27 protein-coding genes and 1 pseudogene are annotated in these 26,862 nt (G+C 72.2%); 7 read left to right on the top strand and 21 right to left on the bottom strand.

The window, feature by feature from the left end; translation table 11 throughout:
• Positions 1 to 57: 57 nt before the first annotated feature.
• The 3 genes from ACGFYN_RS31105 to ACGFYN_RS31095 all read right to left on the bottom strand — a co-directional run bounded on the left by ACGFYN_RS31105 (position 58) and on the right by ACGFYN_RS31095 (position 2,665).
• Positions 58 to 810 carry a hypothetical protein gene (locus tag ACGFYN_RS31105; RefSeq protein WP_393869230.1) on the bottom strand — a complete coding sequence of 251 codons (753 nt, stop codon included), beginning with the start codon at positions 808 to 810 and terminating at the stop codon, positions 58 to 60.
• A 74-nt stretch (positions 811 to 884) separates the two neighbouring features.
• Complete coding sequence (gene aguA, locus ACGFYN_RS31100; protein ID WP_393869229.1) at positions 885 to 1,976, bottom strand: agmatine deiminase; 1,092 nt, start codon at positions 1,974 to 1,976, stop codon at positions 885 to 887.
• Positions 1,973 to 2,665: a VC0807 family protein gene (locus tag ACGFYN_RS31095; protein ID WP_393869228.1), complete on the bottom strand. Its 693-nt coding sequence runs from the start codon at positions 2,663 to 2,665 to the stop codon at positions 1,973 to 1,975. Before ACGFYN_RS31095 ends, aguA begins: the two co-directional genes overlap by 4 nt.
• A gap of 108 nt (positions 2,666 to 2,773) precedes the next feature.
• Here ACGFYN_RS31095 and ACGFYN_RS31090 point away from each other — a divergent pair, with 108 nt between their 5' ends.
• Positions 2,774 to 3,361, top strand: coding sequence for a TetR/AcrR family transcriptional regulator (locus ACGFYN_RS31090; RefSeq protein WP_393869227.1), 588 nt, complete (start codon positions 2,774 to 2,776; stop codon positions 3,359 to 3,361).
• A 13-nt stretch (positions 3,362 to 3,374) separates the two neighbouring features.
• On the opposite strand, the gene ACGFYN_RS31085 is transcribed toward ACGFYN_RS31090, so the two are convergent.
• The 5 genes from ACGFYN_RS31085 to ACGFYN_RS31065 form a co-directional block, all read right to left on the bottom strand.
• Positions 3,375 to 4,649: an MFS transporter gene (locus ACGFYN_RS31085; protein WP_393869226.1), complete on the bottom strand. Its 1,275-nt coding sequence runs from the start codon at positions 4,647 to 4,649 to the stop codon at positions 3,375 to 3,377.
• A gap of 245 nt (positions 4,650 to 4,894) precedes the next feature.
• Positions 4,895 to 5,827, bottom strand: a complete 933-nt coding sequence (locus tag ACGFYN_RS31080) for a YbhN family protein (protein WP_393869225.1) — start codon at positions 5,825 to 5,827, stop codon at positions 4,895 to 4,897.
• Positions 5,824 to 7,335 carry a hypothetical protein gene (locus ACGFYN_RS31075; RefSeq protein ID WP_393869224.1) on the bottom strand — a complete coding sequence of 504 codons (1,512 nt, stop codon included), beginning with the start codon at positions 7,333 to 7,335 and terminating at the stop codon, positions 5,824 to 5,826. The genes ACGFYN_RS31080 and ACGFYN_RS31075 overlap by 4 nt, the downstream gene beginning before the upstream one ends.
• 98 nt (positions 7,336 to 7,433) lie before the next feature.
• Complete coding sequence (locus tag ACGFYN_RS31070; RefSeq protein WP_393869223.1) at positions 7,434 to 8,441, bottom strand: M56 family metallopeptidase; 1,008 nt, start codon at positions 8,439 to 8,441, stop codon at positions 7,434 to 7,436.
• A complete protein-coding gene (locus tag ACGFYN_RS31065) occupies positions 8,416 to 8,841 on the bottom strand; it encodes a BlaI/MecI/CopY family transcriptional regulator (RefSeq protein WP_393869222.1) in 426 nt (141 codons plus the stop codon). Before ACGFYN_RS31065 ends, ACGFYN_RS31070 begins: the two co-directional genes overlap by 26 nt.
• Positions 8,842 to 9,102: 261 nt before the next feature.
• Between ACGFYN_RS31065 and ACGFYN_RS31060 the strand changes: the two genes are divergently transcribed.
• Genes ACGFYN_RS31060 through ACGFYN_RS31050 form a run of 3 tightly spaced genes read left to right on the top strand, consistent with a single transcriptional unit; the run spans position 9,103 to position 11,826 of the window.
• A complete protein-coding gene (locus tag ACGFYN_RS31060; protein WP_393869221.1) occupies positions 9,103 to 9,813 on the top strand; it encodes a phosphatase PAP2 family protein in 711 nt (236 codons plus the stop codon).
• Positions 9,788 to 10,450: a response regulator transcription factor gene (locus ACGFYN_RS31055; RefSeq protein WP_393869220.1), complete on the top strand. Its 663-nt coding sequence runs from the start codon at positions 9,788 to 9,790 to the stop codon at positions 10,448 to 10,450. The genes ACGFYN_RS31060 and ACGFYN_RS31055 overlap by 26 nt, the downstream gene beginning before the upstream one ends.
• Entirely contained in the window at positions 10,447 to 11,826 is a 1,380-nt protein-coding gene (locus tag ACGFYN_RS31050) for a sensor histidine kinase (protein ID WP_393869219.1), read from the top strand. The genes ACGFYN_RS31055 and ACGFYN_RS31050 overlap by 4 nt, the downstream gene beginning before the upstream one ends.
• A 20-nt stretch (positions 11,827 to 11,846) precedes the next feature.
• Here ACGFYN_RS31050 and ACGFYN_RS31045 read toward each other — a convergent pair whose 3' ends face one another.
• Together ACGFYN_RS31045 and ACGFYN_RS31040 are read right to left on the bottom strand one after the other, a co-directional pair.
• On the bottom strand, positions 11,847 to 12,737 hold the full coding sequence (locus ACGFYN_RS31045) for a hypothetical protein (protein WP_393869218.1): 891 nt from the start codon (positions 12,735 to 12,737) through the stop codon (positions 11,847 to 11,849).
• Between the two features lie 176 nt (positions 12,738 to 12,913).
• The gene (locus ACGFYN_RS31040; protein ID WP_393869217.1) at positions 12,914 to 13,420 is read right to left on the bottom strand and encodes a MarR family winged helix-turn-helix transcriptional regulator; all 507 of its coding nucleotides are present in this window, start codon (positions 13,418 to 13,420) and stop codon (positions 12,914 to 12,916) included.
• 121 nt (positions 13,421 to 13,541) lie between these two features.
• Here ACGFYN_RS31040 and ACGFYN_RS31035 point away from each other — a divergent pair, with 121 nt between their 5' ends.
• The gene (locus tag ACGFYN_RS31035; protein ID WP_393869216.1) at positions 13,542 to 14,045 is read left to right on the top strand and encodes a cupin domain-containing protein; all 504 of its coding nucleotides are present in this window, start codon (positions 13,542 to 13,544) and stop codon (positions 14,043 to 14,045) included.
• A gap of 931 nt (positions 14,046 to 14,976) precedes the next feature.
• Here the strand turns inward: ACGFYN_RS31035 and ACGFYN_RS31030 are convergent.
• The 11 genes and pseudogenes from ACGFYN_RS31030 to paaN form a co-directional block, all read right to left on the bottom strand.
• Entirely contained in the window at positions 14,977 to 15,774 is a 798-nt protein-coding gene (locus tag ACGFYN_RS31030; RefSeq protein ID WP_393869215.1) for a transglutaminase domain-containing protein, read from the bottom strand.
• 95 nt (positions 15,775 to 15,869) lie between these two features.
• Complete coding sequence (gene paaE / locus ACGFYN_RS31025; protein WP_393869214.1) at positions 15,870 to 16,988, bottom strand: 1,2-phenylacetyl-CoA epoxidase subunit PaaE; 1,119 nt, start codon at positions 16,986 to 16,988, stop codon at positions 15,870 to 15,872.
• Positions 16,988 to 17,503: a 1,2-phenylacetyl-CoA epoxidase subunit PaaD gene (gene paaD, locus ACGFYN_RS31020; protein ID WP_393869213.1), complete on the bottom strand. Its 516-nt coding sequence runs from the start codon at positions 17,501 to 17,503 to the stop codon at positions 16,988 to 16,990. The genes paaE and paaD overlap by 1 nt, the downstream gene beginning before the upstream one ends.
• Positions 17,497 to 18,330, bottom strand: a complete 834-nt coding sequence (gene paaC, locus ACGFYN_RS31015) for a 1,2-phenylacetyl-CoA epoxidase subunit PaaC (protein ID WP_393869212.1) — start codon at positions 18,328 to 18,330, stop codon at positions 17,497 to 17,499. Before paaC ends, paaD begins: the two co-directional genes overlap by 7 nt.
• Positions 18,331 to 18,339: 9 nt before the next feature.
• Positions 18,340 to 18,633 carry a 1,2-phenylacetyl-CoA epoxidase subunit PaaB gene (gene paaB, locus ACGFYN_RS31010; protein WP_365588838.1) on the bottom strand — a complete coding sequence of 98 codons (294 nt, stop codon included), beginning with the start codon at positions 18,631 to 18,633 and terminating at the stop codon, positions 18,340 to 18,342.
• Entirely contained in the window at positions 18,630 to 19,616 is a 987-nt protein-coding gene (gene paaA / locus ACGFYN_RS31005) for a 1,2-phenylacetyl-CoA epoxidase subunit PaaA (RefSeq protein ID WP_393869211.1), read from the bottom strand. The genes paaB and paaA overlap by 4 nt, the downstream gene beginning before the upstream one ends.
• Before the next feature lie 82 nt (positions 19,617 to 19,698).
• Positions 19,699 to 20,508 (bottom strand): enoyl-CoA hydratase/isomerase family protein, encoded by an 810-nt coding sequence (locus ACGFYN_RS31000; protein ID WP_393869210.1) that lies wholly within the window; start codon positions 20,506 to 20,508, stop codon positions 19,699 to 19,701.
• Positions 20,499 to 21,313: pseudogene (locus tag ACGFYN_RS30995) on the bottom strand (3-hydroxyacyl-CoA dehydrogenase family protein). Before ACGFYN_RS30995 ends, ACGFYN_RS31000 begins: the two are co-directional and overlap by 10 nt.
• Complete coding sequence (locus tag ACGFYN_RS30990) at positions 21,310 to 22,059, bottom strand: enoyl-CoA hydratase/isomerase family protein (RefSeq protein ID WP_393869209.1); 750 nt, start codon at positions 22,057 to 22,059, stop codon at positions 21,310 to 21,312. Before ACGFYN_RS30990 ends, ACGFYN_RS30995 begins: the two are co-directional and overlap by 4 nt.
• Positions 22,056 to 23,279, bottom strand: a complete 1,224-nt coding sequence (locus ACGFYN_RS30985; RefSeq protein WP_393869208.1) for a thiolase family protein — start codon at positions 23,277 to 23,279, stop codon at positions 22,056 to 22,058. The genes ACGFYN_RS30990 and ACGFYN_RS30985 overlap by 4 nt, the downstream gene beginning before the upstream one ends.
• Positions 23,279 to 24,970 carry a phenylacetic acid degradation protein PaaN gene (paaN, locus tag ACGFYN_RS30980; protein ID WP_393869207.1) on the bottom strand — a complete coding sequence of 564 codons (1,692 nt, stop codon included), beginning with the start codon at positions 24,968 to 24,970 and terminating at the stop codon, positions 23,279 to 23,281. Before paaN ends, ACGFYN_RS30985 begins: the two co-directional genes overlap by 1 nt.
• Before the next feature lie 117 nt (positions 24,971 to 25,087).
• Between paaN and paaI the strand changes: the two genes are divergently transcribed.
• Together paaI and paaK are read left to right on the top strand one after the other, a co-directional pair.
• Positions 25,088 to 25,519, top strand: a complete 432-nt coding sequence (gene paaI / locus ACGFYN_RS30975) for a hydroxyphenylacetyl-CoA thioesterase PaaI (protein WP_393869206.1) — start codon at positions 25,088 to 25,090, stop codon at positions 25,517 to 25,519.
• Positions 25,516 to 26,862: a phenylacetate--CoA ligase PaaK gene (gene paaK / locus ACGFYN_RS30970; protein WP_393869205.1), complete on the top strand. Its 1,347-nt coding sequence runs from the start codon at positions 25,516 to 25,518 to the stop codon at positions 26,860 to 26,862. The genes paaI and paaK overlap by 4 nt, the downstream gene beginning before the upstream one ends.

The raw sequence follows: 26,862 nt of genomic DNA, 5'->3' as shown, positions 1-26,862 counted from the left end.
GTAACCCCGCGGCGCACGCTCAAGCCACTGTCTGTCCGAGCACTCCGCCGGCCAGCCTCATTTACTTTCCTGGTCGGCCCCGGGCCGGGGTCGGTCGGGCGGATCCACGGTGAACACGGTGATCCACTCGGCGTCCGCGGCGTGATGGCCGAGGCCGGCCAGGGCCTCGGAGACGGCGCGCATGTGCCCGGCGCCGTAGACGACCGCGATGGTGAAAGGGCCTGTCCGTCCCGCATACGCCCGGTCGAGGCCGGTCAGGGTGTCGATCAGCAGCCGGTCGCGGCGCCGTAGCACCAGGTCGTCCAGGCCGGGCCAGAAGTCGGCCACGGCCTCCTCGCCCTCGCTGATCAGGTCGTCCACCGCGAGGTGCCGGGCGAGCCGGCGACGTGTCCCCAGCAGCCGCATGCCGGCCGTCATGGCCGGTACGACCGTGGCCACGAGCGCGCGCTCCTTCAGTGGCAACCGCCGATGTCCGTCCTGGAATTGGGCGCCGGTCATGTCCGGGCGGACCACCGGCAGCCCGAGCGAGTCGAAGTCGATGTCCTGCACCACCAGCCCCAGGCGTTCATGGCCGTCCAGCCGCCGGTACGACGCGACCAGGGCGTCGGCGCCGGGCGAGCCCTCCCCGATCCCCTCGGCGATCACCAGGTCGCAGTCGCGCCGCAGCCGTGCCGCCACTTCCCGGTAGAAGGCGGCCTCCCCCAGATGAACCATCGGGAAGAGCTGGAAGGCCAGTCCGGTTCCCGGCCGCTCGAACCGGATGACCGCCGATCGCACTCCGGCCGGCCCGGTCACCTCGATGAACTGCACAGCCGCCCCCTCCCCGGCCGCCCCTCTCCCCCACCACCACGCGGGCAACCCCTCCGGCAGTCGCCCTCGCCCCGTCAGCGTCGCTGCGGGCTGGGCATCTGCTGCGTGGCGTAGTGGATGTTGCCGCCGCCGAGGAGGAGTTCGCGCGTGGGAATGCCGACGACGGTGTGGTCCGGGAAGATCCGGGCCAGGCGTGTGAGCGCCTCGTCGTCGTACTCGGGGTCGAGCAGCGGCGCGAAGAGGTGGTCGGCGGTCAGGTAGAAGTTGGCGTACGAGGCGGCGAGCCTGGGGAGTTGGGGGTTCCGCGCGCGCACGATGTGGCTGTCCGTGCCGCGTATCTCGTCCTCGGTCGCGTGGAGCGGGCCGGGCAGCGGCAGTTTCTCCACCCGGAGGGTCCGGTTCCGGGCGTCGGTCGCGTCCCGCAGCTGTTCCAGGGCGCGCGCACTGCGGTCGTACTGTGGGTCGCGCGTGTCGTCGGTCCAGGTCAGGCACACCAGCCCGGGGGCGGCGAAACAGGCCAGGTTGTCGACGTGGCCGAGCGTCGCGTCGTCGGTGAGGCCGCGGTCGAGCCACAGGGTCCGGGTCACGCCGAGGTAGGCCGCGAGGAGCCCTGCCATGGCGGTGCGCGTGGGGCCGGCGTTGCGAGCGGGGTCGAGGAGGGTCTCGGCGGTGACCAGGGCCGTCCCCTCTCCGTCGACGTGGACGGCTCCGCCCTCCAGCACGAGGGGGGCGCGGTAACGGTCGGTGGCGGCGAGGTCGAGCACCTTGCGGGCGTAGTGGTCGTCGGAGGCCCAGTACGGGTAGCGGTCGCCGTAGCCGTTGAAGGCGAAGTCCACTCCTCGTCGGCGGCCGGTGTCGTCCAGGACGAAGGTGGGCGCGATGTCGCGGGCCCAACCCAGCCGGCTGGTGACCTCGACGACCCGGACACGGGAGTCCAGCGACGACCGGGCGTGGGCGTACTGGTCGCCGGTGACCGTGACGGTCACGTCCTCGCCCGTCTCCACCACGGCGTTGGCGAGGGCGGCCAGCGTGCGCTGGGCGGGGCGGGCTCCTTCGCGCCAGACGTAACCGTTCTGCGGCCACACCGTCCAGCAGCCGTCGTGCCGCTCCCACTCCGCGGGCATCCGGAAGCCGTCCTCGGCTGGTGTGGTGTCGAGCGTCCTCATCGGGCACTTCCCGAGAACTGCTCGGCCACGGCCGGTGCGGGCGAGAGCCCTGGCGCCTGTGCCCGGGGTGCGGGTGCGGTCGTAGAGGCGCGGGCCGAGATCCTCCGCCGGTACAGGATCATCCAGGCGACGAGGGGAGTGAGCACCACGAACTCCAGCGGGGGCGTGATCGCGGCGGCCGTCGGGACCGGCAGGGTGCACACGAGGAGGACGCGGGCGAGTGCTTCGGCGGTGAGTCCGGCGCCCAGGACCAGGGTCTGCGTCAGATGCGCCCGGCGCAGGCGAGGGTCGCTGAGCGGGTGGCCGTGCAGCTTGCGCGCCAGATAGGCGGTGGCCGGGGTGGCGCTCAGGCAGCTGGCGAGGAAGACCAGTCCGGCGAGGGCGCTGACGAGCGGGTCGCGCAGGAGTAGCAGACGGGGCTGCGCGGTCGCGGCGGCGAAGGCCGCCGACAGGCCGTACATGAGCAGCATGGCGCAGGCGAGGCCGTCGGCACGGCGGTCGTGCAGCGCCCCGGCGACGAGCCAGACGGCGGCCACGCCCGTGGCTGCCAGGAGCGCGGGCAGCGTGTGGAGGCCGGCGAGGACGCAGCCGTAGTACGCGAGGGAGGCGATGCCCAGGTCGAGCGCCAGCCGGCTCGCACGCGCCAGGCGTCCGAGCCGGTGCGGGCGGGACGATTCCGCTTCTTCCATGGCTTCTCCTGATCCGGCCGCCCGGAGTGATGCCGGTGGACGGCCTCGACGAGTTTTTAGCTTGACCGTGCTAAATAAACCGTAGCATGGCCGTGCTATAAAAAACGTATGCCGAAGATCGTGGACCCCGCCGAGCGGCGGCGTGAGGTGGTGGAGGCCGTCTTCCGGGTCGTGGCTCGTGGAGGCATTCAGCAGGCGACGCTGCAGAACGTGGCCGGGGAGGCCGGGCTCGCCGTCGGCTCCGTGCGGCACTACTTCGACAGCCACCGGGAACTGCTCGGTGCCGCCGCCCGCGAGATGGTGAAGCGGGTGGAGGCACGGGTCCGGGCCCAGCTGGAAGTGCTGCGCCCCGAGGACGACCCGCACGAGGTGGTCGAGGAGATCGCGGGCCAGTTCCTGCCGCTGGACGCGGCGCGGGCGGACGAGACCGCGGTCTGGCTGGAGTTCGCGGTGGCCGCCCGTACCGATCCGGCTCTGGGCTCGATCGCCGTCGAGCTCCATGACGGGCTGCGAACGGTGACCGGCCGGCTGCTGCACCGCCTGGACGTGGCGGACCCGGTGGCGACGGAGCACTTCGCCGCCGTACTGGACGGCCTCGCCTTCGACGCCACGCTCCATCCCGAGCGGCTGCCGCCGGAAACGGTACGGGCGGTGCTGCGGCGCCATCTCGCACAGCTGACCGCAGCCGGCCCGTAGCCAAGAGGACCGGCTACGCCCGCTCCCCCGGCGTCGCCGACGGCGGCGCGAATTCGGCCGCTCGGCTCGTGTCCTGGTCCGCCGTGGCGAGCGCCGCTCCGGCCGGGCCCTCTCCGGCGGACGAAGTGATCACTTCGGAGTGCCTGCTGCCCCGGTCCATGAGGCCGCCCGTGAAAGCGATACCGAGGCCCGCCACGGCGAGGGCGGCGCCGACGAGACTCGGCGAAGCCCAGCCCCAGCCCGCGGAGATGGCCAGTCCGCCCAGCCACGCACCGCCCGCGTTGGCCAGGTTGAACGCGGAGTGGTTGGAGGCCGCGGCCATGGTCGGGGCGTTCTTGGCCTTGGCCATCAGCAGCATCTGGACCGGCGTGGTGATCAAGGCGCCCATGGCGCCGATGAAGGTGATCGTCAGCAGCGCCGCGACGGTGCTGTGGACCGCGAAGTAGAAGGCGACCAGGCCCGCCGCGAGCAGGGCGAGTCCCGCGTACATCGTGGGGCGCAGGGCGCGGTCCGTGAGGGGGCCCGCGATGAGCGTGCCGAGCGTCATGCCGACGCCGTAGAGCGCGAGGACCAGGGTGGTCGAGGAGTCGGAGATGCCGGTCAGGTGCGTCAGCATCGGGACCAGATAGCTGTAGACGGCGAAGAAGCCGCCGAAGCCCACCACCGCGGTGGCGAGTCCGATCGCGACCTGCTTGTTGCCCATGGCCCGCAGCTCGTGCCGGATGCCCGACTGCCGGCCCCGCGGCTGGTGCGGGACGAACAGGGCGAGCGCGGCGAGGGCGACCACGCCGATGACGGCGACGGCGCCGTAGGCGGACCGCCAGCCGAGCTGCTGGCCGAGGGCGGTGCCGGCGGGGACGCCGATGATGTTCGCGACGGTCAGTCCGAGGAACATCCTCGAGACGGCGCGCGCGGCCCGTTCGGGCGCGACCAGCCGGGAGGCGACGACGGCGCCGACCCCGAACAGCGCCCCGTGCGGCAGCCCCGCCAGAAAGCGTGCGGCGAACAGCAGGCCGAAGTTGGGTGCGAACGCCGACGCGACGTTGCCGACCACGAACAGGCCCGACAGGAGCAGCAGCAGCTTCTCGTGCGGCACGCGCGCGCCGATTCCGGTCAGGACGGGGGCACCGACCACCACACCGAGCGCATAGGCCGACACGAGGTTGCCGGCATGGGGCACCGACACACCGACCCCGTCGGCGATCTGGGGCAGCAGCCCCATCGTGGCGAACTCGGTGGTGCCGATGCCGAAGGCGACGACAGCCAGGGCCAACAGAGCCAAAGGCATGGTGCGGGGGAACCTTTCAACGAATGCGTCCAAGGACAAGGGAGCAGTGGCCGAGTTCGCCGAGTTCCCACTCGGCACCACGGCCGGCCGCGACGAGCACCATTGCCCAGCGCACCCCCAAACAGGGCAAGCCCACAAACAGTGCAGCAGCGCCGGGTCACCACGCATTCCAAGATCCAGTCACACTTTGGCGTGACCTGTATCACGCGGCGCTCGGCGCATGCCCGCGGGGCGGCCCCGCCGCCTCACACCAACTTGCGGCGCGCCAGAACCGCCAGCACCACGAGCCCCGGCACCAGCGGCAGCCAGGTCGTCAGGAGCCGGTAGCCGAGGACGACCGAGACGGCCATCGGGCCCGGCGCTCCTACGCCGACCAGGGCGAAGGTGAGCGCGGCGTCCAGGGAGCCGAGGCCGCCCGGTGTGGGCAGCAGTACGGCGGCGCTGCTCGCCGCGAGGTAGGCCAGCGCGACCTTGGCCGCGGGGAGCGGCAGTTCCAGGGCGTGCGCGACGGCGTAGACGGTCAGCGCGTGCGAGGCGGCGAACGCGATCGAGCCGCCCCACAGTGCCGGGGCCCGACCGGGGAGGGCGTGCACCGTACGGACTTCGGCGACCGCCGTGCGCAGCAGCGGGCCGATGCGCCTGCGCAGTGGCGGGAGCAGGAGCACACCGGGCAGCAGCGCGAGGAGGGCGGTGGCGGCGGGGAGGTGCGGGAGGTGGATGAGGCCGGGGCCGGCGACCAGCAGTCCGCCGATCAGCGCGGCCCTGGTGATGGTGCCCGCGGTCGCCTTGAGGGCGAGCGCGGTCGCCGTGGCGGCCGGAGTGAGGCCGCAGCGGGTCAGGAAGCGCCAGTTGACCGTGCTCGCGCCGAGTCCGGCAGGCATGACGTGGTTGGCGGCGGAGGCCGAGAACTGCGCCGCCAGCAGCCGGGCTCTGGGCAGCGGCGCGGCGACCGCGCCCTGCTGGGTCAGGGCCGCGCACACCCACGTCGCGCACGCGGCCGTGACGGCCAGCAACAGCCAGCCGCGGTCCGCGACGGCCAGGTGATCCGTCCCGCTGTCGAGGACCTGCCGGTGGCGGACGGCCAGCGCCGCACCGATGAGCAGCACCAGCAGGGTGACGGCGGTGTGCAGGTAGGCACGCCGGCCCGTCCGCCCGGGCGCCAGGGAGGGGACGCTCATGCACCCAGCCCGTTCCGGGGGCCGGGGGCGAGGTAGGCGTCCACCCGTCCGGCCAGGTGGACCGGGTGCCAACTTCGGGCGTAGGACGGCGGCTTGGCGCCGTCGGCGGTCAGGACGGCGACCGGCTCCTGGCGGGCGGTGCTCACGAGGGCGGCAGCGGTGGTGTTCTCGTTGTGGCCGCCGGTGTCGGCGGACGCGCAGCCGGTGTAGAAGGCGATCGGGACCGGGGGCGCGGCCGCGTCGCTTCCGGTGATCAGGCATGGCGTCCGTACGCCGTCGCGGTGCAGGCGCTCGGCGATGCGCGCCCAGCTTTCGTGGCTTGCGGTCGTGCGGTCGACCACGTGCCCCAGCACGACCGCCTGGATCGCCAGATGCCCGAGGAGGCCGATCGCGACCGCCGCCACGACGAGCGGGCGCAGGCGGCCGCGCGGCACGGTCACCAGGTGCACCAGCGCGACGGCGACCGGCAGCGACAGCAGTGCGTAGACGGGAAGCAGGAAGCGAGGCGCCGCGTAGCCGATCAGGAAGAGGTAGGGGACGGCGGCCGACACGGCGCAGACGCCGGGCAGCACCACGGGCGCGGCGCGGCGCGCCCGGACGGCGACCACCAGGCCGAGCACGGCCAGGACGGGCAGCGCGAACCACCACAGGGTCACGGCCGTGTTGGGCATCGCCCCCGCGCACGGGCGGCACAGGGTGCGGCCGCCTAGGCTGCGCAGCTGATCACCGACGGCGTTGTTCCAGCCGAGTCCGCCCTGGATGCGCGAGCCGTCGGACAACCGCTGGGCGAGACCGCCGAAGCTGACGTACGCCTCCACCACCCATTCGCTCGCGCCCGCCACCAGCCCCGCGGCCAGGGCGAGCAGCAGCCGTCCATGGCGCCATCGCCGTACGGCGACGAGGGCCACCAGAAGCGGAAGGCTCACCCACACCGCGTCCGTCGGCCGCATCAGCGCCATCAGGGCCGCGCCGGCCCCGAGCCCCCAGGCCGGGGCGGACCGGGTGCGGTCCGCCTGTGCGCGCAGGAAGCAGCCCACCGCCGCGAGCGCGGCGAACGCGACCCAGAGGTTGGGCATCGCCTGCGGACCGTAGAACAGCGTCACCCACAGCGAGGCGGACAGCGCCCCGGCCAGCGCCAGTACGTGGACCGGGAACAGGCCGCGCCACGCGCGCAGTGCCAGATACATGCCCAGGCCGGACAGCAGGGCGAGATACACCCGCAGCAGGGTCGTGGACGACGACCACGAGGTGACCGGAGCCACCAGCAGGGAGACCCCGCGCGCTCGCGGGGCACTGAAGAACGCGGCCGGGGCGTGCCCGCTGACCTGGCTGATGTAGACCGTCTCGTCCCAGCCGAGCCCCAACGTCGGCCGCACCAGGACCAGTTGGGCCACCGTGAAGGCGACGGCCACTGCCGCCAGCCATGGCTCTTCTCCCCACTTCCACCGCGCGACGGCGCCCGGCGGCCGGGCGGAGCGCGGTGGCGCCATGTACTGGGTTCCGGTCATCGCCCCAACCTCACCTACTACAAGACGTAGAGACATGGCCACTCTACATGCCGTAGTAGATGAACCGAGGGTGGAGCACGTCCGCCGGGGTCAGCGGCTCAGCGCGTCGGCCGGCCGGCGTCGCTCCGGTGAAGTTCCACCGACAACGCGCTCGCCGTGCCGGTGTGCGTCGCACAGTGCGCCGACTGGGCCCGGTCCAGCATCTGATCGCTGTCGGAGGCGGCGTTGACCAGGCTCGCGCAGCACACCGCCAGCAGCACACCGCCCGCCACGAAGGGCAGCCTGCGGCGGGCGGGCGGCGGGCCAAGCAGGGCTCGCACCCGCTGCGGTACCGATCCGCCGTTGGCGGCCAGCACGGGACGGCGGGAGGCGGCGGACGCGAGAGCGGCACGTCCGACGGCGTGCGCGACGGCCCTGCGGTCACCGACGCGCCGCGCGGCCTCCTCGTCGGCCCAGCGCTCCAGGACGAAGCCGCCCGCGGTGGCCAGCGGCCGGAGCAGCGGGTTCAGCGCCGCCGCGAGCCGCCACAGCGCCTGGAAGAGATGGTGGCGGCCACGCAGATGCGCCCGCTCGTGCGCGAACAGGGCGTCACGCTCGACGTCACCGAGACAGCGCAGCATGCCCCGCGAGACCACGACGCGCCCCGGCGCCCCGGGGAGCGCGAAGGCCATCGGGGCCTCGTCGTCGACGACGGTCAGCTCCAGGTCGCCCGGCAGCCGGGCACATTCCCGCCGCGCCCAGAACAGGTGCCTGACCTGCCGTACGGCAGCCACGACCAGGGAGACGACACCCGCGGTCAGCACCAGGGCGCTGCCGGCCGCGACGCCGAAAGAGACCGGATCCTCGGCCTGGAGCACGGCCACGGACCAGCGGCCCTCCTCCGCGATCTCCGGAATCTGGGCCACACCGGTGAACGCCAGCAGGGCGAGCGCGCCCGCCCAGCCGACCGCGGTCACGAGCGCGATGCAGGCCAGCGCCCAGGCGGCGGGGCGGGGCGGCAGCCGGCGCGCCATGGCGGGCGCGAGAACCGCGACGACAGCCGTCACGATGAAGGGGATGTAGACGCTGATCAGCACTGATTCACCGCTTCCTGCGGTCGCGCTCACTCTCGTCCGGTACGCCGTGCCCGGTCAGCAACTGCTGGAGCACGTGCTCGTCCTGCTCGGACAGTTCGGAGACGAACCGGGCCAGCACCGCCTCGCGGTCGGAGCCGCCCTGCAACAGCGAGTGCATGCGCTGGGCGGTGTGGGAGGCCTCGTCCCGTATCGGTTCGTAGGCGTATCCGCGGCCCTCGCGGCGCCTGACGAGCATGCCCTTGTCGTGCAGCCGGGACAGGATGGTCAGGACGGTCGTGTACGCGAGATCACCCGGCAGCCGGTCCCGGACGTCGCGCGCGGTCTGCGGCCCGCCGACGGCCCAGAGCGCGGCGAGCACATCGCTCTCCAGTTCGCCGCGCGCTCTCCTGCCGGACGCCCCGCGGACCTCGTCGTCCTCTCGGTACTCCACCGTCTGCCTTCCTTCGCGACCTCTCCGCACAGGTTACCCCGCACTTTCTACTGGTTGTAGGAGGTATCTTTCGGGCTTCGGGCCATGAACCACCGCATCTCGAGGAGCCGTGCGGCCCACCTTCGGGAACGTCCCGGTCGCGTCGATCGTCTACAGTTCTGTAGACCGTCTACTTCTCTGTAGACCCCGTGCGCCGCTCTGGACATCCGTCTCCATCCGTCGGCCACGTCGCATCGTTCCCGAGGAAGGAGCCTGGGCCGCATGAACCGGCGTGACACCGCAGACCTGGCCGGCAGCGTCGCCCTCGGCGCCTGGGCGGCGTTCGCGGTGCTCGCCGCAGTCGTGGTGGGCAAGCAGGGCGTTCCCCTGTGGCCGGACAGCGGTCTGCTGGACTGGTCGGTCGGCCATCGCCCGGTGGTGGCCCAGGCCATGGCCCGCGGGGTGACCGACACCGGGACCGGAGTCGTCCCGTACGCGCTGGTCCTGCTGAGCGCTCTGGCCGTCGGACGCACGGCGAGACACCGCCTCACACTCTCCCTTCTCGGCCTTGCCTGTCTGACGGTGGGACAGGCGCTGCGCTACGGGGTGATGGCCCTCGTCCACCGGGCCCGTCCCGCGGGCGCCGACTGGGCCACGCACGCGAGCGGCTGGTCGTTCCCCTCGGGGCACACCACCACGGCCGCGATGACCGCCGGGCTGCTGATCGCCGCGGTCTCGTTGCGCGCCCCGCGCGGTGCCCCCTTGCTGCGGATCACCATCGGGTGCTGGGCCCTCGCGGTCGGCCTCTCCCGCATCTACCTCGGCGTGCACTGGCTCACCGACGTCCTCGGAGGCTGGCTGCTCGCCACCGGCTGGCTTGCCATATGCCTGTGGGCGATGGCCCGATGGCTGCCCGCCTCGGTGCTCTCGGGCACGGCCCCCACGACCCCCGATCCGGCGGAGGACCATGCGTCACAAGATCCTGATCGTTGAGGACGATCACGCTCTGCGTGACGTACTGCGCCGCAGCCTGTCGGACGAAGGGTTCGAGCCAGTGCTCGCCGTCGACGGCGCCACCGCGCTGCGGCTGGGCACCGACGGTATCGCCGCGGTCGTCCTGGACATCGGCCTGCCCGACGCGGACGGCCGGGACGTCTGCCAGGCGCTGCGCGCCAACGGCTTCACAGCCCCGGTCATCTTCCTGACCGCCCGCCACCACCTCACCGACCGCCTGTCCGGGTTCTCCGCGGGCGGCGACGACTACCTGCCCAAGCCGTTCCACCTCGCCGAACTCATCGCCCGGCTGCGGGCCACACTCAAGCGCGCCGCGCCCTCCGCCGTCGCGAAGAACGGAGACCTGATCCTCGACGCGACCCGCCACCGGGCCAGCATCGGCAAGGTCGAAGTCGACCTCTCCCCCACCGAGTTCCGGCTGCTCGGCACGCTGGTGGCGGCCAACGGCGACCTGGTGCGCCGCCGCGACCTCGTCCGGGCCGCCTGGCCGGACGGCGCACAGGTCAGCGACAACACACTGGACCAGTACCTGAGCAGACTGCGCCGCAAGCTGCGCGAAGCCGGCAGCGACCTGAGCCTGAACACGGCACGCGGGATCGGACACCGGCTGTCGTGAACCGTCTTCTGCGCAGTCTCGCGCCCCGCACCCTGCGAGGCAGGCTCTCGCTCGTCGCGCTGACCACCGCCGCGCTGGTGATGGCCGCCCTGACGCTCATATTCAACATCGTGATGAACCGTCACCTGCAGCACCAGGCGGACGACGAGCTGCACAACCGTGCGGCCGCGGTCGCCACCACCATCGACACGAGGGGCCCTCGGGTACGGGTCGTCGAGTCCGACAACGACCGCCTCCTCGACTCGAACGTGTGGATCTACGCCGGAACGCATCTCCTGGAGAGTCCGCCCGCGACGGCCGACGACGGATCGCTGGCCCGGGCCGCCGGCCGGCTCGCCGCGCAGAGCCACAAGGCCTGCACGGACATCGAGGCCCAGAGCCCCGATGTCCTACGGCTCTGCTCCCAGCCCGTGCCCGGTCACCACGGCAGCGGTGCCACGGTGGTCACAGCCCTCGATCTCGCCCCCTACCGCAATTCGGCCGAAAGCCTGCTGCTGGGCTCGCTGATCCTGGACGCCGTCATGCTGGCGTGCACGTACGCGCTGACCCGCCTGGCAGTCGGCCGGGCGCTGCGGCCGGTGCGCACCATGACCGACCAGGCCACGCAGTGGAGCGCCGTCGGTTCGGACGAGCGCTTCGGCGCCGCGGAGCATCCGGCCGAACTGGCCCGCCTTGGCGGCTCGTTGGACGCCCTCCTGGACCGTATCCGCGCGGTGCTGCGCCACGAGCAGCAACTGACGGGCGAGCTGTCCCACGAGCTGCGCACCCCGCTCACCCGGATCGTCATCGAGCTCGACTGGTGGCGTTCCCGTCCCCGCTCCGCCGCCGAGACCCGCGCCACTCACGAGGCGATCAGCGAGGCCGCCCAGTCCATGCGCACCATCTGCGACACGTTGCTGAACGACGCCCGTGAATCCGCGCAGAGCGCCACCGGGGCCCCCGGCTCCGCCGCCGTCGCACCCGTCCTGCACCGACTTGTCGACGGCCTCGGCGCACAGGACCAGGTGAAGACGGTCGTCGACGTACCGGATCCGGACCTGGAGGCGGGCGTCGCACCCGCGCTGCTCGAACGCATCGTCAGCCCGCTGCTGACCAACGCCGTCCGCTACGCCAGCTCCACCGTGACCGTGGCCGCGCGGCACGTTCCCGGCGGCGTGCGGATCGACGTGACGGACGACGGTCCCGGCGTGCCGGAGGCGTTCGTCGACGACCTCTTCCAGCCCGGGCGCCGCGCCGACCTCGGCGACGGGCACGACGGCGCGGGCCTCGGGCTGCCGCTTGCGCGACGCCTGGCCCGCGCCGTCGGAGGCGAGGTGGTCCATGATCCCGGCCACACCTCAGGAGCGCGTTTCACCGCCGATCTGCCTGCGGGGTGAGCGCAGGCCAAGGCCCGCTCTCAGTCGGCCCGTTGGGTGACCGGCTCCCGCTCGGGCAGCCGCTCGGCGGCGGTCTTGCGTTCCTGGATCTGCGCATAGGCCATCAGGGCGAGAAGGACGGCGAGCAGGACGGCCGACGAGCCCGGCGTCCCGAGGTTCATGCCGCCCTTGTCGACCGGCTTGGTCAGGAAGTCGCCGGCAGTGGCTCCCAGCGGGCGGGTCAGGACGAAGGCGATCCAGAACAGCAGCACGTTCGGCACCACGGGTGCCTTCATCAGCGCGACCAGTACGGCGAGCGCCCCCGTCACGAGCAGCGCGCCGCCCGCGTAGCCGAGGCCGGAACTGTCGGACAGGAAGTCGCCCATGGAGGTGCCGAGCGTGTTGGAGACGAGGATCGCCGACCAGAACAGGGCCTCGCCGCGGAAGGCGACGATGTCGCGGATCTGGAAGGTCATCCCGCTCAGCTTCCACACGGCGAAGATGACCAGCAGGATCGAGACCAGGATCCCCGCGCCGACCGGATAGCCGAGGCCCAGGCCCTGCGGCCCCCAGCCCAGCGAAGTGGAGCCGCCCGAGAGGTACTTGGCGCTGGCGTCGCGGTTCATGAAGTCGGACGTCGTGGTGCCGGCCATGCTGGTCGACAGGATCACGGTCCAGTAGAAGAACGGGTTGTAGTGGCGGGAGCGCAGTTGGACGACCAGCGTCACCACGAAGATCAGGAACAGGGCGACCGTGGTGAGGAAGTAGCCCAGTTTGAGGGTCTGGGAGAAGAGGTCTCCGGCGGTCTCGCCCAGCGTCGTCGCGGCGATCTTCATGATCCAGAAGGCCAGCGTCACTTCGGGCAGTTTTTTCATCACCGACTTCCGCGCGCTCGCGGCGTCGAGGTCGGTGAGGACTTCCGGCTGTCGCAAGGTGTGGGGCTCCTTGTGAGGTCGAACAGCAGGGCGCCCGGCCCTCGTGACGGGGGCCAAGCGCCCCGAGCTGGGCGACCACGGACCGGCGATCGCCACACATGATCTTGGCAGCGTCTACCTGAACGCATCCTGAACGCCTGGGCCTTCCGCTCGACCGGCCACCCGGCCGGCCCTCATCTGCCGGTGGTGTCCCCCAGGCTCTCCAGCATCTGCCGCAGGCCCTCGGCGGTCTTCTCCACCAGATCGCGGTCGACGCCGGCGAGCAGGCGGGCGTAGTCGGCGAGGTGGTCGGCGAAGGCGGCCCGGGTGACCTCGTGCCCGTGCTCGGTGAGGCGGATCTCGACGGTGCGCCGGTCGTCGCTCTCGCGCACCCGCTCGACCAGGCCCTTGGCCTCCATCTTGTCGATGCGGTTGGTGATGGCGCCGGAGGTCACCATGGACGCCTTGAGGAATGTCCCCGCGGTGAGGGCGTAGGGGGGTCCGGAGCGCTGGAGCGTGGTGAGCACGTCGAACTCGCCGTGCTCCACTCCGTGCGCGGCCGCCGTGGCCCGGGCGGACTTGTCGACGACCCGGGCCAGGCGCTGGATCCTGGCGAGGAGTTCCACCGGCCAGAGGTCCGCCACCAGATCGGGGCGCTCCTCGGCCCACTGACCGATGATCGCGTCGACGACATCGCTCATCTCCACCACTTCCCTCGACGGACATCCTCTCAACGTTAAGATACTTGACGTTGAGGTAGCCAGACTGCTTTTATCTTAACGTTGAGATTATCAAGGCTGAGGGAACCTCGAGGAGACACCAATGACGTCTGCGCTGAATCTGCCGCCCGCCGTGGTCCTGACCCGCAAGGCCGAGGCCGAGACGACCGCCGACCCGAGCACCGTGATGACGCTCCTGGCCGACTCGGACGGCACCTCGGGGGGCTTCACCACCTACCGGTCCACCTTCGCGAAGGGCGCGGTGGGGGCTCCGGCCCACTTCCACACACGAGCGTCGGAACTGTTCTTCGTGATCGGCGGGGCGCTGCAGGTCCTGGTGGGCGAAGAGGTCACCGTCCTGAAGGAGGGCGACTTCCTCGCGGTGCCTCCGCACACCCCGCACGCCTTCGCGGCAGCGCCGGACAGCGAGGCGGACGTCCTGTTCGTCTTCACCCCCGGCATGGCCAGGTTCGACTACCTGCGCCTGCTCGGCCGGGTGATGCGGGGCGAGGCGGACCCGAAGGAGATCGCCGAGTCCTCCGAACGCTTCGACAACCACTATGTCGACAGCCCGGTTTGGCAGGCGACCCTGGAGGGCTCCGCCTGACCTACTCCGCGACCGCCGGACCGCTACCGCGCGGCGCACGGCGTCCGAGGACCGGCTCGGCGTGGTCCTCGCCGTCGGGAAGAGTGCCTGGCCGCGCGGGGGCGAGGAATGTGCGTCGCGGGAGTCGGGTGCGGCGCGCAGCCCTGACGGCTCCGCCCGACCGCCCCCGACCGCCAGACACCTACCGCGCGGCGCCCGAGGACCGGCTCGCCGATGGTCGTCCCCCGTCAGGCAGAACGTCTGGCCACACCAGGCGAAGAGTTCGTCGCGGGAGCCGAATGCGACGGGCAGCCCTGACGGCTCCGCCCGACAGCCCCCGACCGCCAGACACCTACCGCGCGGCGCCCGAAGACCGGCTCGGCGATGGTCCTCGCCGTCGGGCGGAACGTCTGGCCGCGCCGGCGACGAACGCGTCACGCGAGCAGAAGGCGGTGGGCAGGCCTGGAGCGCTCCGCCTGCCCCGGCCCCGCGACCGTCAACGCCCGCCACGCGGCGCCCCAGGACCGGTTCGGCGATGGTCCTCGCCGTCGGCCGACGCGCCTGGCCGCGGCCGACGACGAATGCATCACGCGAGCCGAAGGCGATGGGCGGCCCTGGAGCGCTCCGCCTGACCCGGCCCCGCGACCGTCAACGCCCGCCGCGCGGCGCCCCGGGACCGGCTCCGCGATGGTCCTCGCCGTCGGCCGACGCGCCTGGCCGCGGCCGACGACGAATGCATCACGCGAGCCGAAGGCGATGGGCAGGCCTGGAGCGCTCCGCCTGACCCGGCCCCGCGACCGTCAACGCCCGCCGCGCGGCGCCCCAGGACCCGCTCCGCGATCGCCCTAACCGTCGCGCAGAGTGCTTGGTCGTGCGAGGCGACGAGTGCGTCACGTGAGTCGAATGCGGCACGGAGCCCTGGAACGCTCCGCATGACCGGCCCCCGCGACCGCTAGACGCCCGCCGCGCGGCGTCCCAGGACCGGCTCCGCGATGGTCCTCGCCGTCGGGCAGAGGGTCTGGCCGTGGTGGGTGAAGAGTTCGTCGCGGGAGTCGAAGTGGCCGAGGTCGGCGAGGACGTAGGCGGAGAGGTCGCAGGTGGCGCCGGAGGCCGGGCAGAGGGTTGAGCCGTCCCAGTCGATCGCCGTCCTGGAAAGTGCCTCGAACAGCGTCTCCGCACCGGAGTTGGTGAAGCCGCCGCCGGCCTCACCGCTCAACTCGTCCAGATCGCCGAAGAGTTCCGATACGGGCAGCCAGGGCGCCGCGGGATGGTCGGTGACAGACAGGCCTGCGAGGAGGAATTCCGGCCAGGCGAGCACCACTTGGTGCGGGACGAGGCGATGCAGCCGGGGGAACCGCGGATACCAGAACGTCCCGTCCACCAGCAGCCCGCGCACCCGCGTGGGCACCCCCGACGCCCGCGCCACGGATTCCAGCACGGCCAGCCGCTGGCTGCACGACCCGCGGCCGCGCCGCAGCACCTGCGACACCGGCCGCGCGTCCTCCACCGAGTACACCGGCCGTACGGTCGCGGCGATGCATCGGTGGGCCTGACGCAGAGCCGCCATCCGGTGGGCCGGATCCGCCGCGTCTCCCGGGCCGACCGCCAGGTCGATCCGCCGTAGCAGCGAAGCGACCTGCGGATGCCGCCAGTTGAGGATCGGCGTCGGGGCCGTGCTCCCCGCGGCCCTCTCGTGATCGGCCGAGGCCGCGCGCACGCGGCCTCGTGGCATGAGAAGCGAACTCGTCATGGCGTGGCCCCCTCGACCGGCGATCCCAGCGACACGACGCATCATGCCAGAGGTTTTGAACACGTTCAACAACTGCCCGGGCGGGCAGCCGCACCTCAGGAGTCGTAGTCGACGGTCAGGGTGTCGGAGCAGGGGAAGGTCTGGCAGGTCAGCACATAGCCGGCGTCGACCTCGGCGGGTTCCAGCGCGTAGTTGCGCCGCATGTCCGCCTCGCCCTCGGTGACCTGGGCGCGGCAGGTGCCGCAGACGCCGCCCTTGCAGGCGAAGGGCAGGTCGGGGCGGACGCGGGAGGCGGAGTCCAGGATGGAGGACTCGCGGGAGAGCGCGGAGGTGGTGGTGCGGCCGTCCAGGACGATGGTGACCTCACTGACCGGACCGTCGGCCTTGCTCTCCTCGTGCCGCACCGGAACGAACGGCTCCTCGCCGGCGAAGAAGAGCTCCTGGTGGACCCGGTTCTCGGGCACTCCCAGTCCCGTGAGGACCTTCTGGGCGTCGAGCACCATGCCGTGGGGGCCGCACAGCCACCAGTGGTCGGCCTCGGAGACGTCGACCAGGCCGTCGACGAGCGCGGCGAGCCGGTCCGCGTCGAGGCGGCCGGTCAGCAGGTCGGCCTCACGCGGCTCCCGGGACAGCACGTGCGCGAGCTGGAAGCGGGAGGGGTAGAGGTCCTTCAGGTCGGCCAGCTCGTCGGCGAACATCACCGAGTCCGTACGGCGGTTGCCGTAGAACAGGGTGACGCGCGAGCCCTCGTCGGCGGCGAGGACGGACTCGGCGATGGAGACCATGGGCGTGATGCCCGAGCCGGCCGCGATGAGCACGTGGTGTCCGGGCGTGGTCAGGTCGGGAGTGAAGACACCCACCGGGCCCATCACGTCGACGGAGTCGCCGGGCTTGACCTCGCTCACCAGCCAGGAGGAGAACAGGCCGCCGGGGACCACGCGGACACCGATCCGGGGCCGGGAACCCGCCGGGGAGCAGATCGAGTACGAGCGCCGCTCGTCCCGTCCCTCGATCTCGCGGCGCAGGGTGAGCGACTGCCCCGGCTCGAAGGCGAACTCCTGCGCCAGTTCCTCGGGCACGTCGAAGCTCACCGCGACGGCGTCCTCGCACAGGTGCTGCACGTCCGCGACCCGCAGGGTGTGGAAGGCCGGGCGGCGGCGGGCCCGCCGCGCCGGCGAGGGAGCGGCGGCCTCGGTGGCCAACAGGTCCTCCATCAGATCTCCTTGACGTACTCGAACGGTTCCTGGCAGGCGCGGCAGCGCCACAGCGCCTTGCAGGAGGTGGCGCCGAAGCGGGAGGTCTCCTCCGTGTCCGTCGCTCCGCAGCGCGGGCAGGGCACCACGCGGCGGGTCGGGGACAGCAGGAGCGGCACCGGGCCGGCCGAGGGGCGCAGCGCCGGCCCGGGCGGCGCGATGCCGTGCTCTGCGAGCTTGCGGCGGCCCTCCGCGGTGATCCAGTCGGTGGACCACGGCGGGTCCAGGACCGTGCGGACCTCCACCTGCTCGTAGCCGGCGCCCTTGAGCCTCGCCGCGACACCGGCGCGCATCTCGGCCATGGCCGGGCAGCCCGAGTACGTCGGCGTGAGGGAGGCGACGACCGTGCCGTCGGCGTCGACCGTGACGTCCCGCAGCACGCCGAGGTCGGCGAGCGTGAGCATGGGCAGCTCGGGGTCGGGCACCTGCTCGGCGACGTGCCGGGCACGCCGGTCGGCGGTGAGCGTGGTCACCATGTCGCCTCCGGATGCGCGCGGGCCACGCCCTGCAGTTCCGCCAGCAGCGGGGCGAGGTGCTCGGAGTGGTCGCCTTCGCGTCCACCGCCGGCGGTCGGCTGCGGCACGTCGGGCAGGTTCAGGCCCGCGGCCTCGGTGACCTGCTCCAGCACCGCGAGCAGCGCGGTCCGGGCGTCGTGGGCGGCGAACAACTCGCCCAGGTGCGCGGTCACTTGGTCGAGGCCGGCCTGCATGCGCCGGTGGGACTCGTCCGTTCCGTCGCCGAGCCGGACGGCCCACTCCGCCGCGTACTGCCGGTGGTAGGTCAGCTCCTTCACGCCCTTGGCGGCGATCGCGGCGAGCACCGGGTCGGCGGAGCCGGCGAGGCGCTCGAAGTGGGCCAGGCGCCAGCTGGAGAGGACCAGCAGCCGGGCGATGGAGAACGCGAAGTCCCCGTTGGGCAGTTCGGCCAGCGTCACGTTGCGGAAGTCGTCCGCGTCGCGGAAGTAGGCGTAGGCGTCCTCGCCGCGCTCCGTGCCGTCGACCTGGCCGCAGCGGGCGTAGAGCAGCCGGGCCTGGCCGAGGAAGTCGAGGCCGATGTTGGCGAGGGCGACCTCCTCCTCCAACTCCGGTGCGCGCGTGGTCCATTCGGCCAGCCGCTGGGCGGTGACGAGGGCGTCGTCGCCCAGCGCCAGGCAGATCGCGGCCAGTTCCGCACGGTCGACGTCCTCGGGAACGGCCGTGCTGACGCCGTGCAGCGGGTCCTCGAACCCGGTGCCGAAGGCCCAGCGGGCGTCACTGTCGTCGTGTCCCTCGGCGAGGGTCATGTAGACGTGGTCGTCACTCATGCCCTGCTCCTAGATGTGGGGGACGTCGTCGGGGATGTCGTAGAAGGTGGGGTGGCGGTACACCTTGTCCGCGCTCGGCGCGAAGAAGGGGTCCTTCTCGTCGCGCGTGGAGGCGGCGATGTGCTCGGAGCGCACCACCCAGATGCTCACGCCCTCGTTGCGGCGGGTGTAGAGGTCACGCGCGTGCGTGAGCGCCATCGCGTCGTCGGCGGCGTGCAGCGAGCCCACGTGGACGTGGTTGAGGCCGCGCTTGCCGCGCACGAACACCTCGTACAGGGGCCAACCGTGCTTGTCGGAGGTCATGCCACCGCTCCCTTCGCAGCGCGGGCCGCCTGCTTGGCAGCGTGCGCACTGGCCGCTTCGCGCACCCAGGCGCCTTCTTCGTGAGCGGCTCGTCGCCGCTCGATCCGTTCGGTGTTGCAGGGGCCGTCGCCCTTGATGACCCGCATGAGCTCGGCCCAGTCCGGCGTGCCGAAATCGTGCCGGCCACGCTCCTCGTTCCAGCGCAGCTCCGGGTCGGGCAGGGTGATGCCGAGCTTCTCGGCCTGCGGGACGGTCATGTCGACAAATCGCTGACGGAGCTCGTCGTTGCTGTGCCGCTTGATCTTCCAGGCCATCGACTGCGCCGAGTTGGGCGAGGCGTCGTCGGGCGGCCCGAACATCATCAGGGACGGCCACCACCAGCGGTTCACCGCGTCCTGCACCATGTCCCGCTGGGCCTCGGTGCCACGCATCATCGTCATCAGCAGCTCGTAGCCCTGCCGCTGGTGGAAGGACTCCTCCTTGCAGATGCGCACCATGGCGCGCGCGTACGGCCCGTAGGACGAACGGCACAGCGGCACCTGGTTGCAGATGGCCGCGCCGTCCACGAACCAGCCGATCACGCCGACGTCCGCGAAGCTCAGCGTCGGGTAGTTGAAGATCGACGAGTACTTCTGGCGCCCTTCGATCAGCCGCTCGGTGAGTTCGGCACGGTCGGCGCCGAGGGTCTCGGCCGCCGAGTACAGGTACAGGCCGTGTCCCGCCTCGTCCTGGACCTTGGCGAACAGGATCGCCTTGCGGCGCAGCGACGGTGCGCGCGTGATCCACTCGCCCTCCGGCTGCATGCCGATGATCTCCGAGTGCGCGTGCTGCGCGACCTGCCGGATCAGCGTCTTGCGGTAGCCCTCCGGCATCCAGTCGCGCGGCTCGATCCGCTGGTCGCGCTCGATCGTCGCCTCGAAGTGCTCCTGCAGCGCGGGCGGAGCGCCGTCGGGGGCCGACGCGTCGGCCTGCTGTGCCGTCATCCGTATCACCAATCCCAACCGACCGTTCGTTCGGTCCATGATATGCCGAGAATCCAGGGTTTCGGCAAGTGCCTAAGCGTGATCAGTTCCCGGCGAAGGCCGACGGCCGTCCGTCGAGGAAGGCGCGCACGGCGCCCCGGTGGTCCTGCGTACGCCCGAGCCGCTCCTGCGCGGCGGCCTCCGCCTCCAGCAGTACGGGCAGGTCGGAGCCCGCCGCGGCCCGCAGCAGCGCCTTCACCTCGCCGTACGCGGCGGTGGGGCCGCCGGCCAGGCGCCGGGCCAGGATCAGCCCCTCCTCGGCCGCTGTGCCATCCGCCACGACGCGGTGGACCAGCCCCCACCGCTCGGCCGCCTCGGCGTCGAAACGATCACCGAGGAGCATCAGCGCCGCCGCCCGCGACGGGCCGACCGCCTGCGCCAGCGAGCCGCTGAGCCCGCTGTCGGCCGCCAGGCCGATGCCCGTGAAGGCGGTGGCGAAGCGTGCCCCCTGGGCGGCCACCCGGACGTCGGCGCACAGCGCGAGGCCTAGACCGGCGCCGACGCAGGCGCCCTCGACGGCCGCGACGACCGGCTGCGGCAGCGCGCACAACTCCGTCACCAGCGGGTTGTACTCCTCGCGCACGATGGCGAAAGCCGACTCGGCGCGGGACTCGAGGGAGTGGGCGTGCTCCTTGAGGTCCTGGCCGACGCAGAAGTGCCGGCCCTGCGCGGACAGGAGAACCGAGCGCACCCGGTCGCCGTCGTCGCGGATCTGCCGTACGGCGGCGTGCAGTTGGCGGCGCAGGGCCGCGTCGAGGGCGTTGCCCGCCGACGGGCGGCGCAGCTCGACGACCGCCACACCGTCGCTCAGGGTGTAGCCGACGGTGCCGGCGTCGGCCTGGGTCACGGCCATGCGTAGAACCCCTGTCCGCTCTTGCGGCCGAGTTCGCCGCGGGCGACCTTGTCGCGGAGCAGCTGTGGCGGGGCGAAGCGCTCGCCGAGGGTGGTGTGGAGGTGTTCCGCGATGGCCAGGCGTACGTCCAGGCCGACCAGGTCGGTCAGCCGGAGCGGGCCCATGGGAGTTCCGCCACGCCCTCCTCGACCATGCGGACCGCCTCCAGTCCCAGCGCGAGGCCGAGGCGGCTGCTGGCGAATCCGGGCGAGTCGTTGACGACGACGTCCTTCTTGCCGAGGCAGTGCGTCCAGGCGAGGGCCGCTTCCACGGTCGCGGGCTCCGTGCCGGGTGCCACCACGATCTCGACGAGTTCCGAGGCGGGCACCGGGTTGAAGAAGTGCATGCCCAGGAAGCGGCCGGGCCGGGTGAGGGCGGCGGCGAGCTCGGTGACGGACAGCGAGCTGGTGTTGCTGGCCAGCACGGTCGTCCCGCTCACCACCGCGTCGGCCGCGGCGAGGACCCGGGCCTTGAGCGCGGGGTCCTCGGGCACGGCCTCGACGACCAGGTCGGCGTCCTTCGGCAGGGCGTCCACCGACTCCACGGCGCCGACCCTGGCGAGGATCCGGTCCGCGGGCTCGGGCAGCCGGTCCCGTTCGGCGGCCCGCTTCAGTCCCGTCGCCACACGGTCCAGTGCGGCGGCGGCCGCCTCGGCGCCGCTCTCCACGATCGTGACGGCCGAGCCGGCTGTCGCGTACGACTGGGCGATGCCGGCGCCCATCCGGCCGCCGCCGATCACCGCGACGACTGCGGGTGCGCTGCTCATGCTCGGCTCCTCTTCTCCAGGAAGCGGGTCATCCGGTCCCTCTTGTCCTCGCCCTCGAACAGCACGGCCTGCGCCAGGTCGTCGGCCACCGGATGCGCACCGGGCGAGTCGACGACCAGCTTGGTCAGACGCAGGGCGGTGGCCGAGGATCGGCCCATCCGGTCGAGCAACGCGTGTGCCGCGTCGAGCAGTTCGTCCGCCGGTACGACGTCGATGACCAGGCCGGCCGCGAGCGCCGCCTGTGCGTCGAGGTTGCGGCCCGCGAGCAGCACCTGCTTGGCGACGGACTCCCCCACCAGCTCCGGCAGCCGCCAGCAGGCGCCCGCGGCGGCGAGGATGCCCAGGCCCGGCTCCGGGTTGCCGAAGACTGCGTCGGGTCCGGCGATGCGGATGTCGCACGCGTACGACAGCTCCGCGCCGCCACCCAGGGCCCAGCCGTCGACGGCGGCGACGGTCGGCAGGGGCAGGCGCCGTACCCGCTCGAAGAGGCGGCTGTTGATGCCCTGAAGTGCTTCGTTGCGGCCGCGTCGCAGCAGTTCGGCGATGTCTGCGCCGCCCGCGAAGACCCGGCCGTGGCCCGTGAGGAGCAGCAGGCGCGGTTCGCGTTCCAACAGGCCGCAGACGTCGTGCAGTTCGTCGATCATGCGGCCGCTGATGGCGTTGCGGGCTTCGGGGCGGTGGAGGGTGACGATCACCCGGTCGTCGCGCTCCTCGACCAGGAGCGTCTCGTAGGCCTTGTCGCTCATACCCGCTCCACCAGCATCGCCACGCCCTGGCCGACGCCGACGCACAGGGTGGCCAGGCCGCGGGCCGCGTCCTCGCGCTCCAGGCGTCCGAGCAGGGTCAGCAGGATGCGGGCGCCGGAGCAGCCCAGCGGGTGGCCGAGGGCGATGGCGCCGCCGTCGGCGTTGACCTTGTCCTCGTCCAGCTTCAGGCGGCGCATCACGGCGAGGGCCTGCGCGGCGAAGGCCTCGTTGAGTTCGACGGCGCCCAGGTCGGCCGTCTGCCAGCCGGCCCGGGCGAGGGCCTTCTCGGTGGCGGGCACCGGTCCGAGGCCCATCACGTTGGGCTGGACCCCGGCCGAGGCGGAGGTGACGATCCGGGCCCGCGGGGCGAGTCCGTAGCGTTCGACGGCCGACGCGCTCGCCACGATGAGGGCCGCGGCCCCGTCGGAGAGGGGCGAGGACGAGCCGGCGGTGACGATGCCGTCCTTGCGGAAGATGGTCCGCAGGCTGCCGAGCTTGTCCAGCGTGGTGGCGGGGCGCGGCCCTTCGTCCCGGGCGACCTCGCCGTCCCGTACGGGGACCGCCACGATCTCGCGGTCGAAGCGGCCCGCTTCCTGGGCCGCGACGGCCCGCTGGTGGCTGCGCAGCGCGAAGGCGTCGGAGTCGGCGCGGGTGATGCCGTCCAGGGCCGCGACCTCCTCGGCCGTCTCGCCCATCGACAGCGTGACCTTGACGGCCTCGGGCCCGGCGCCCGCGGGTACGCCACGGTCGGCGGCCGTGAAGCGGGGGTTGGTGAAACGCCAGCCGAGCGAGGTGTCGTGCACCTCTCCGGGCTTGGCCCACGGGGTACCGGGCTTCGCCATCACCCAGGGGGCGCGGGTCATCGACTCCACGCCGCCGGCGACGACCAGGTCGGCCTCGCCGGAGCGGATCGTGTGGGCGGCCGAGGCGACGGCGGTCAGCCCTGAGGCGCACAGCCGGTTGACCGTGTAGCCGGGGACGGTGTGCGGCAGCCCGGCCAGGAGCACCGCCATGCGGGCCACGTCGCGGTTGTCCTCGCCGGCCTGGTTCGCGGCACCCAGGATGACCTCGTCCACGGCCTCGGCGGGGATGCCGGCGCGGCGTACGGCCTCTCCGACGACGAGGGCCGCCAGGTCGTCCGGACGTACCGATGCCAGCGCGCCGCCGTAGCGGCCCTGCGGGGTGCGGGCGCCGTCGATCAGATAGACGTCTTCGGGCATCAGGCGGACTCCTCGATGGGGGCGGTCACGGGGCGGCGGGACTGCAGTACGGCGAAGCGGCCGGTGACGAAGGCGGCGTCGGACAGTGTGGCGCTGGCCGCGGGGTTGGCCGCGCTGCCGTGGAAGTCGCTGAAGGCGGCGGACTGGTTGACGAAGACCTGGCCGGTGAGGTTCTCCGACAGGTGCACGCCCGCGTCCAGGGCGGCCTCCTCGGCGGCTGCCAGCACCGCGTCGTCGGTGGAGTGGACGGCGGCGGTCAGGGCTCCGTGCGCCCGCACGGTCTCGCGGAACAGGTCCAGGCTGTGCCGGGTGGAGTCCGTGCCGATCACGAAGGACACCGGGCCGAACCACTCCGTGGTGAAGACCTCGCGATCGGTCTCCGCGTCCAGGCGGGCGACCAGCGGCGTGCGGACGTCCGCCTCGGCGTACTCGGGGTGCTCGACGGGCTCCGACGCTCGCACCGTACGGCCGACGCCGGCCGCCTCCTTCAGCCGGTCGCGCACACCGTCGTTGACGATCGCGCCCAGCGTGCCTGCGGCGCGCGCGGGGTCGGAGTGCAGCCGGTCCAGGGCGGCGGCGAGGTCGGCGGCGAACTCGTCGGCCGTGCGCGGACCTTGGTCGGTGGTGATGCCCTCGCGCGGGATCAGCAGGTTCTGCGGGGTGGTGCACATCTGCCCGCTGTAGAGCGACAGCGAGAAGGCCAGGTTGCCCAGCAGACCGCGGTAGTCGTCGGTCGAGTCCAGGACGACGGTGTTGAGGCCGGCCTTCTCCGTGTGGACGGTGGCCTGGCGGGCGTTGGTCTCCAGCCAGTCGCCGAACGCGGTGGAGCCGGTGAAGTCGACGATCCGCACGTCCGGGTCGAGGGCGAGCGTGGCGGCGGCCTTGCCTCCCGGGGCCTCGGTGACCAGGAGGACGAGGTCGGGGTCGAAGCCGGCTTCGCTCAGCACCTCGCGGGCGATGCGGACGGTGACGGCCAGGGGGAGCACGGCTCCCGGATGCGGCTTGACGAGGACCGGGTTGCCGGTGACGAGGGAGGCGAACAGTCCCGGGTAGCCGTTCCAGGTGGGGAAGGTGTTGCAGGCGATGAGCAGCGACACTCCGCGGCCGACCGGGGTGAACTTCTTGTCCAGGACGTGGGCGTCGCCCTTGCGCTGCGGCTTGCTCCAGCGGGCGGTGGCCGGGTGCTTCTTCTGCTCGGCCCAGGCGTAGGCGACGGCCTCCAGGCCGCGGTCCTGTGCGTGCGGGCCGCCCGCCTGGAATGCCATGACGAACGCCTGCCCGGTGGTGTGCTGCACGGCGTGGCCGATCTCGAAGCTCGCCGCGTTGAGGCGGGCGAGGATCTCCGCCGCGACCCCGGCCCGGGTGTCCGGCCCGGCCGCGCGCCAGGCCGCCGTGGCGTCCTTCGCCGCGGCCACCGCCGCCTCCGGCGTCACGCGGGGATAGCTGATCCCCAGCGGGAAGCCGTACGGGGAGTGCTCCTCGGGCGCCACGCGCCCCTCCCCCGGGTGTCCGGGCAGGTCGAACGGCCTGCCTATCTGCTCGCGGAAGGCCGCCTCACCGAGGCGGGCGGCGTCCTCGCCGTACACCGACTTGCTCGGCGACTCGGGATAGGACGTCCAGTGCTCACGGGACTCGGTCGCGGTCACGGCCTGTTCCAGCAGGTCACGGTGTCGGGTGAAGAAGTCGGGCACCTCGGGGACTCCGTTCGGCAGATGGCTCGCCTCTTGACAGGCAACGGGGCGGCTTGATTACTTGGCCATGCCGCACGCTAACCGAATGTTCGGTCGGGAGACAAGGTGGTGTGAACCATGACGGAAGCCGCGCAATCGGCTCCGGCACCCGCAGAGCGCATGTTCGCCGCGGACGAGGCCTCGCAACGGCTCGGCATCGAGCTGCTCGAGCAGGGCGAAGGCACCGCCGTGCTGCGCATGACGGTGACGAAGGCCATGGTCAACGGCCACGGCATCGCCCACGGCGGGTACGTGTTCCTGCTCGCCGACTCCGCCTTCGCCTGTGCCTGCAACAGCCACGGCCCGGTCACCGTCGCGTCCGGGGCGGACGTCACCTTCGTCGCCCCGGCCTACGAGGGCGACGTCCTGACGGCCACGGCCGAGGAAGTCACCCGCTTCGGTCGCAGCGGCATCTACGACGTGAGCGTGAGGCGCGGTGACGCGGTGGTCGCGGTCTTCCGCGGCCGCAGCCGCACCATCCGCGACACGCAACCTGAGGAGCCGCAATGATCAGCGACATGAAGACGTCGGCGGACGCCCCGGCCCGCCGCGGTGAGCCCCTTCCGGCGGACCTGCTGGACGACGCCGAGCGGATGACCCGGCCGGAGGTGAGAGACCTCCAGCTGACGCGTCTGCGGCAGACTCTCCGGCACGCCTACGACAACGTCGAGCTGTACCGCAGGAAATTCGACCAGGCCGGCGTGAAGCCCGAGGACTGCCGGACACTGGCGGACCTGGCGCGATTCCCCTTCACCACCAAGGCGGACCTGCGCGAGACCTACCCCTTCGGGATGTTCGCCGTCCCCATGTCCGAGGTGCGGCGCATCCACGCCTCCAGCGGCACGACCGGACGCCCGACGGTGGTCGGCTACACCGAGAACGACCTGTCGAACTGGGCGGACCTCATCGCCCGTTCCATCCGCGCCGCCGGCGGCCGCCCGGGCCACAAGGTCCACATCAGCTACGGCTACGGCCTGTTCACCGGCGGCCTCGGCGCGCACTACGGCGCCGAGCGGGCCGGGTGCACCGTGATTCCCGCCTCGGGCGGCATGACGGCCCGGCAGGTGCAGATCATCCAGGACTTCGAGCCCGACATCATCATGGTGACGCCGTCCTACATGCTCACGCTGCTCGACGAGTTCGAGCGCCAGGGCGTCGACCCGCGCTCGACCTCACTGAAGGTGGGCATCTTCGGCGCCGAGCCGTGGACGGAGGAGATGCGCCGCGAGATCGAGGAGCGCATGGACATCCACGCGGTCGACATCTACGGCCTGTCCGAGGTGATGGGTCCCGGTGTCGCTCAGGAGTGCGTGGAGACCAAGGACGGACTGCACGTGTGGGAGGACCACTTCGTGCCCGAGGTCGTCGATCCCATCACGGACGACATCCTCGCCGACGGCGAGAGCGGTGAGCTCGTCTTCACCTCGCTCACCAAGGAAGCGCTGCCCGTGATCCGTTACCGCACACGGGACTTGACCCGGCTGCTGCCCGGCACGGCTCGCACCGGATTCCGCCGTATCGAGAAGATCACCGGCCGTTGCGACGACATGATCATCCTGCGCGGGGTCAACGTCTTCCCGACCCAGATCGAAGAGGTCGTGCTGCGCACGCCCGGCGTCGCCCCGCACTTCCAGATCCAGCTCAGCACACGCGGCCGGATGGACCACATGACGGTCCGCGTCGAGGCGCGGCCGGACGCCGCTCCGGAACAGCGCGCGGCGGCGGCGAAGGCCATCACCAAGGGTGTCAAGGACGGCGTCGGAGTGAGCGTGGAGGTCGTCATCGTGGAGCCCGAGACCCTGGAGCGCTCCCTCGGCAAACTCCGCAGGATCAAGGACGAACGCCGGTCGTGA

This window comes from Streptomyces sp. NPDC048419, assembly GCF_043200415.1.
Taxonomy (GTDB): domain Bacteria; phylum Actinomycetota; class Actinomycetes; order Streptomycetales; family Streptomycetaceae; genus Streptomyces.
This window is presented reverse-complemented; position numbering and strand designations above follow the sequence as displayed.

What these genes read in the sequence shown, in the direction of transcription:
- ACGFYN_RS31075 (WP_393869224.1), bottom strand. Translation starts at nt 7,335, where the DNA reads ATGACCGGAACCCAGTACATGGCGCCACCGCGCTCCGCCCGGCCGCCG.
- paaD (WP_393869213.1), bottom strand. Translation starts at nt 17,503, where the DNA reads ATGGTGACCACGCTCACCGCCGACCGGCGTGCCCGGCACGTCGCCGAG.
- ACGFYN_RS31095 (WP_393869228.1), bottom strand. Translation starts at nt 2,665, where the DNA reads ATGGAAGAAGCGGAATCGTCCCGCCCGCACCGGCTCGGACGCCTGGCG.
- ACGFYN_RS31090 (WP_393869227.1), top strand. Translation starts at nt 2,774, where the DNA reads ATGCCGAAGATCGTGGACCCCGCCGAGCGGCGGCGTGAGGTGGTGGAG.
- ACGFYN_RS30985 (WP_393869208.1), bottom strand. Translation starts at nt 23,279, where the DNA reads ATGCCCGAAGACGTCTATCTGATCGACGGCGCCCGCACCCCGCAGGGC.
- aguA (WP_393869229.1), bottom strand. Translation starts at nt 1,976, where the DNA reads ATGAGGACGCTCGACACCACACCAGCCGAGGACGGCTTCCGGATGCCC.
- ACGFYN_RS30990 (WP_393869209.1), bottom strand. Translation starts at nt 22,059, where the DNA reads ATGAGCGACAAGGCCTACGAGACGCTCCTGGTCGAGGAGCGCGACGAC.
- ACGFYN_RS31080 (WP_393869225.1), bottom strand. Translation starts at nt 5,827, where the DNA reads ATGAGCGTCCCCTCCCTGGCGCCCGGGCGGACGGGCCGGCGTGCCTAC.
- ACGFYN_RS31000 (WP_393869210.1), bottom strand. Translation starts at nt 20,508, where the DNA reads ATGGCCGTGACCCAGGCCGACGCCGGCACCGTCGGCTACACCCTGAGC.
- ACGFYN_RS31035 (WP_393869216.1), top strand. Translation starts at nt 13,542, where the DNA reads ATGACGTCTGCGCTGAATCTGCCGCCCGCCGTGGTCCTGACCCGCAAG.
- ACGFYN_RS31030 (WP_393869215.1), bottom strand. Translation starts at nt 15,774, where the DNA reads ATGACGAGTTCGCTTCTCATGCCACGAGGCCGCGTGCGCGCGGCCTCG.
- paaI (WP_393869206.1), top strand. Translation starts at nt 25,088, where the DNA reads ATGACGGAAGCCGCGCAATCGGCTCCGGCACCCGCAGAGCGCATGTTC.
- ACGFYN_RS31040 (WP_393869217.1), bottom strand. Translation starts at nt 13,420, where the DNA reads ATGAGCGATGTCGTCGACGCGATCATCGGTCAGTGGGCCGAGGAGCGC.
- paaB (WP_365588838.1), bottom strand. Translation starts at nt 18,633, where the DNA reads ATGACCTCCGACAAGCACGGTTGGCCCCTGTACGAGGTGTTCGTGCGC.
- ACGFYN_RS31060 (WP_393869221.1), top strand. Translation starts at nt 9,103, where the DNA reads ATGAACCGGCGTGACACCGCAGACCTGGCCGGCAGCGTCGCCCTCGGC.
- ACGFYN_RS31055 (WP_393869220.1), top strand. Translation starts at nt 9,788, where the DNA reads ATGCGTCACAAGATCCTGATCGTTGAGGACGATCACGCTCTGCGTGAC.
- paaA (WP_393869211.1), bottom strand. Translation starts at nt 19,616, where the DNA reads ATGACGGCACAGCAGGCCGACGCGTCGGCCCCCGACGGCGCTCCGCCC.
- paaK (WP_393869205.1), top strand. Translation starts at nt 25,516, where the DNA reads ATGATCAGCGACATGAAGACGTCGGCGGACGCCCCGGCCCGCCGCGGT.
- paaC (WP_393869212.1), bottom strand. Translation starts at nt 18,330, where the DNA reads ATGAGTGACGACCACGTCTACATGACCCTCGCCGAGGGACACGACGAC.
- paaE (WP_393869214.1), bottom strand. Translation starts at nt 16,988, where the DNA reads ATGGAGGACCTGTTGGCCACCGAGGCCGCCGCTCCCTCGCCGGCGCGG.
- ACGFYN_RS31085 (WP_393869226.1), bottom strand. Translation starts at nt 4,649, where the DNA reads ATGCCTTTGGCTCTGTTGGCCCTGGCTGTCGTCGCCTTCGGCATCGGC.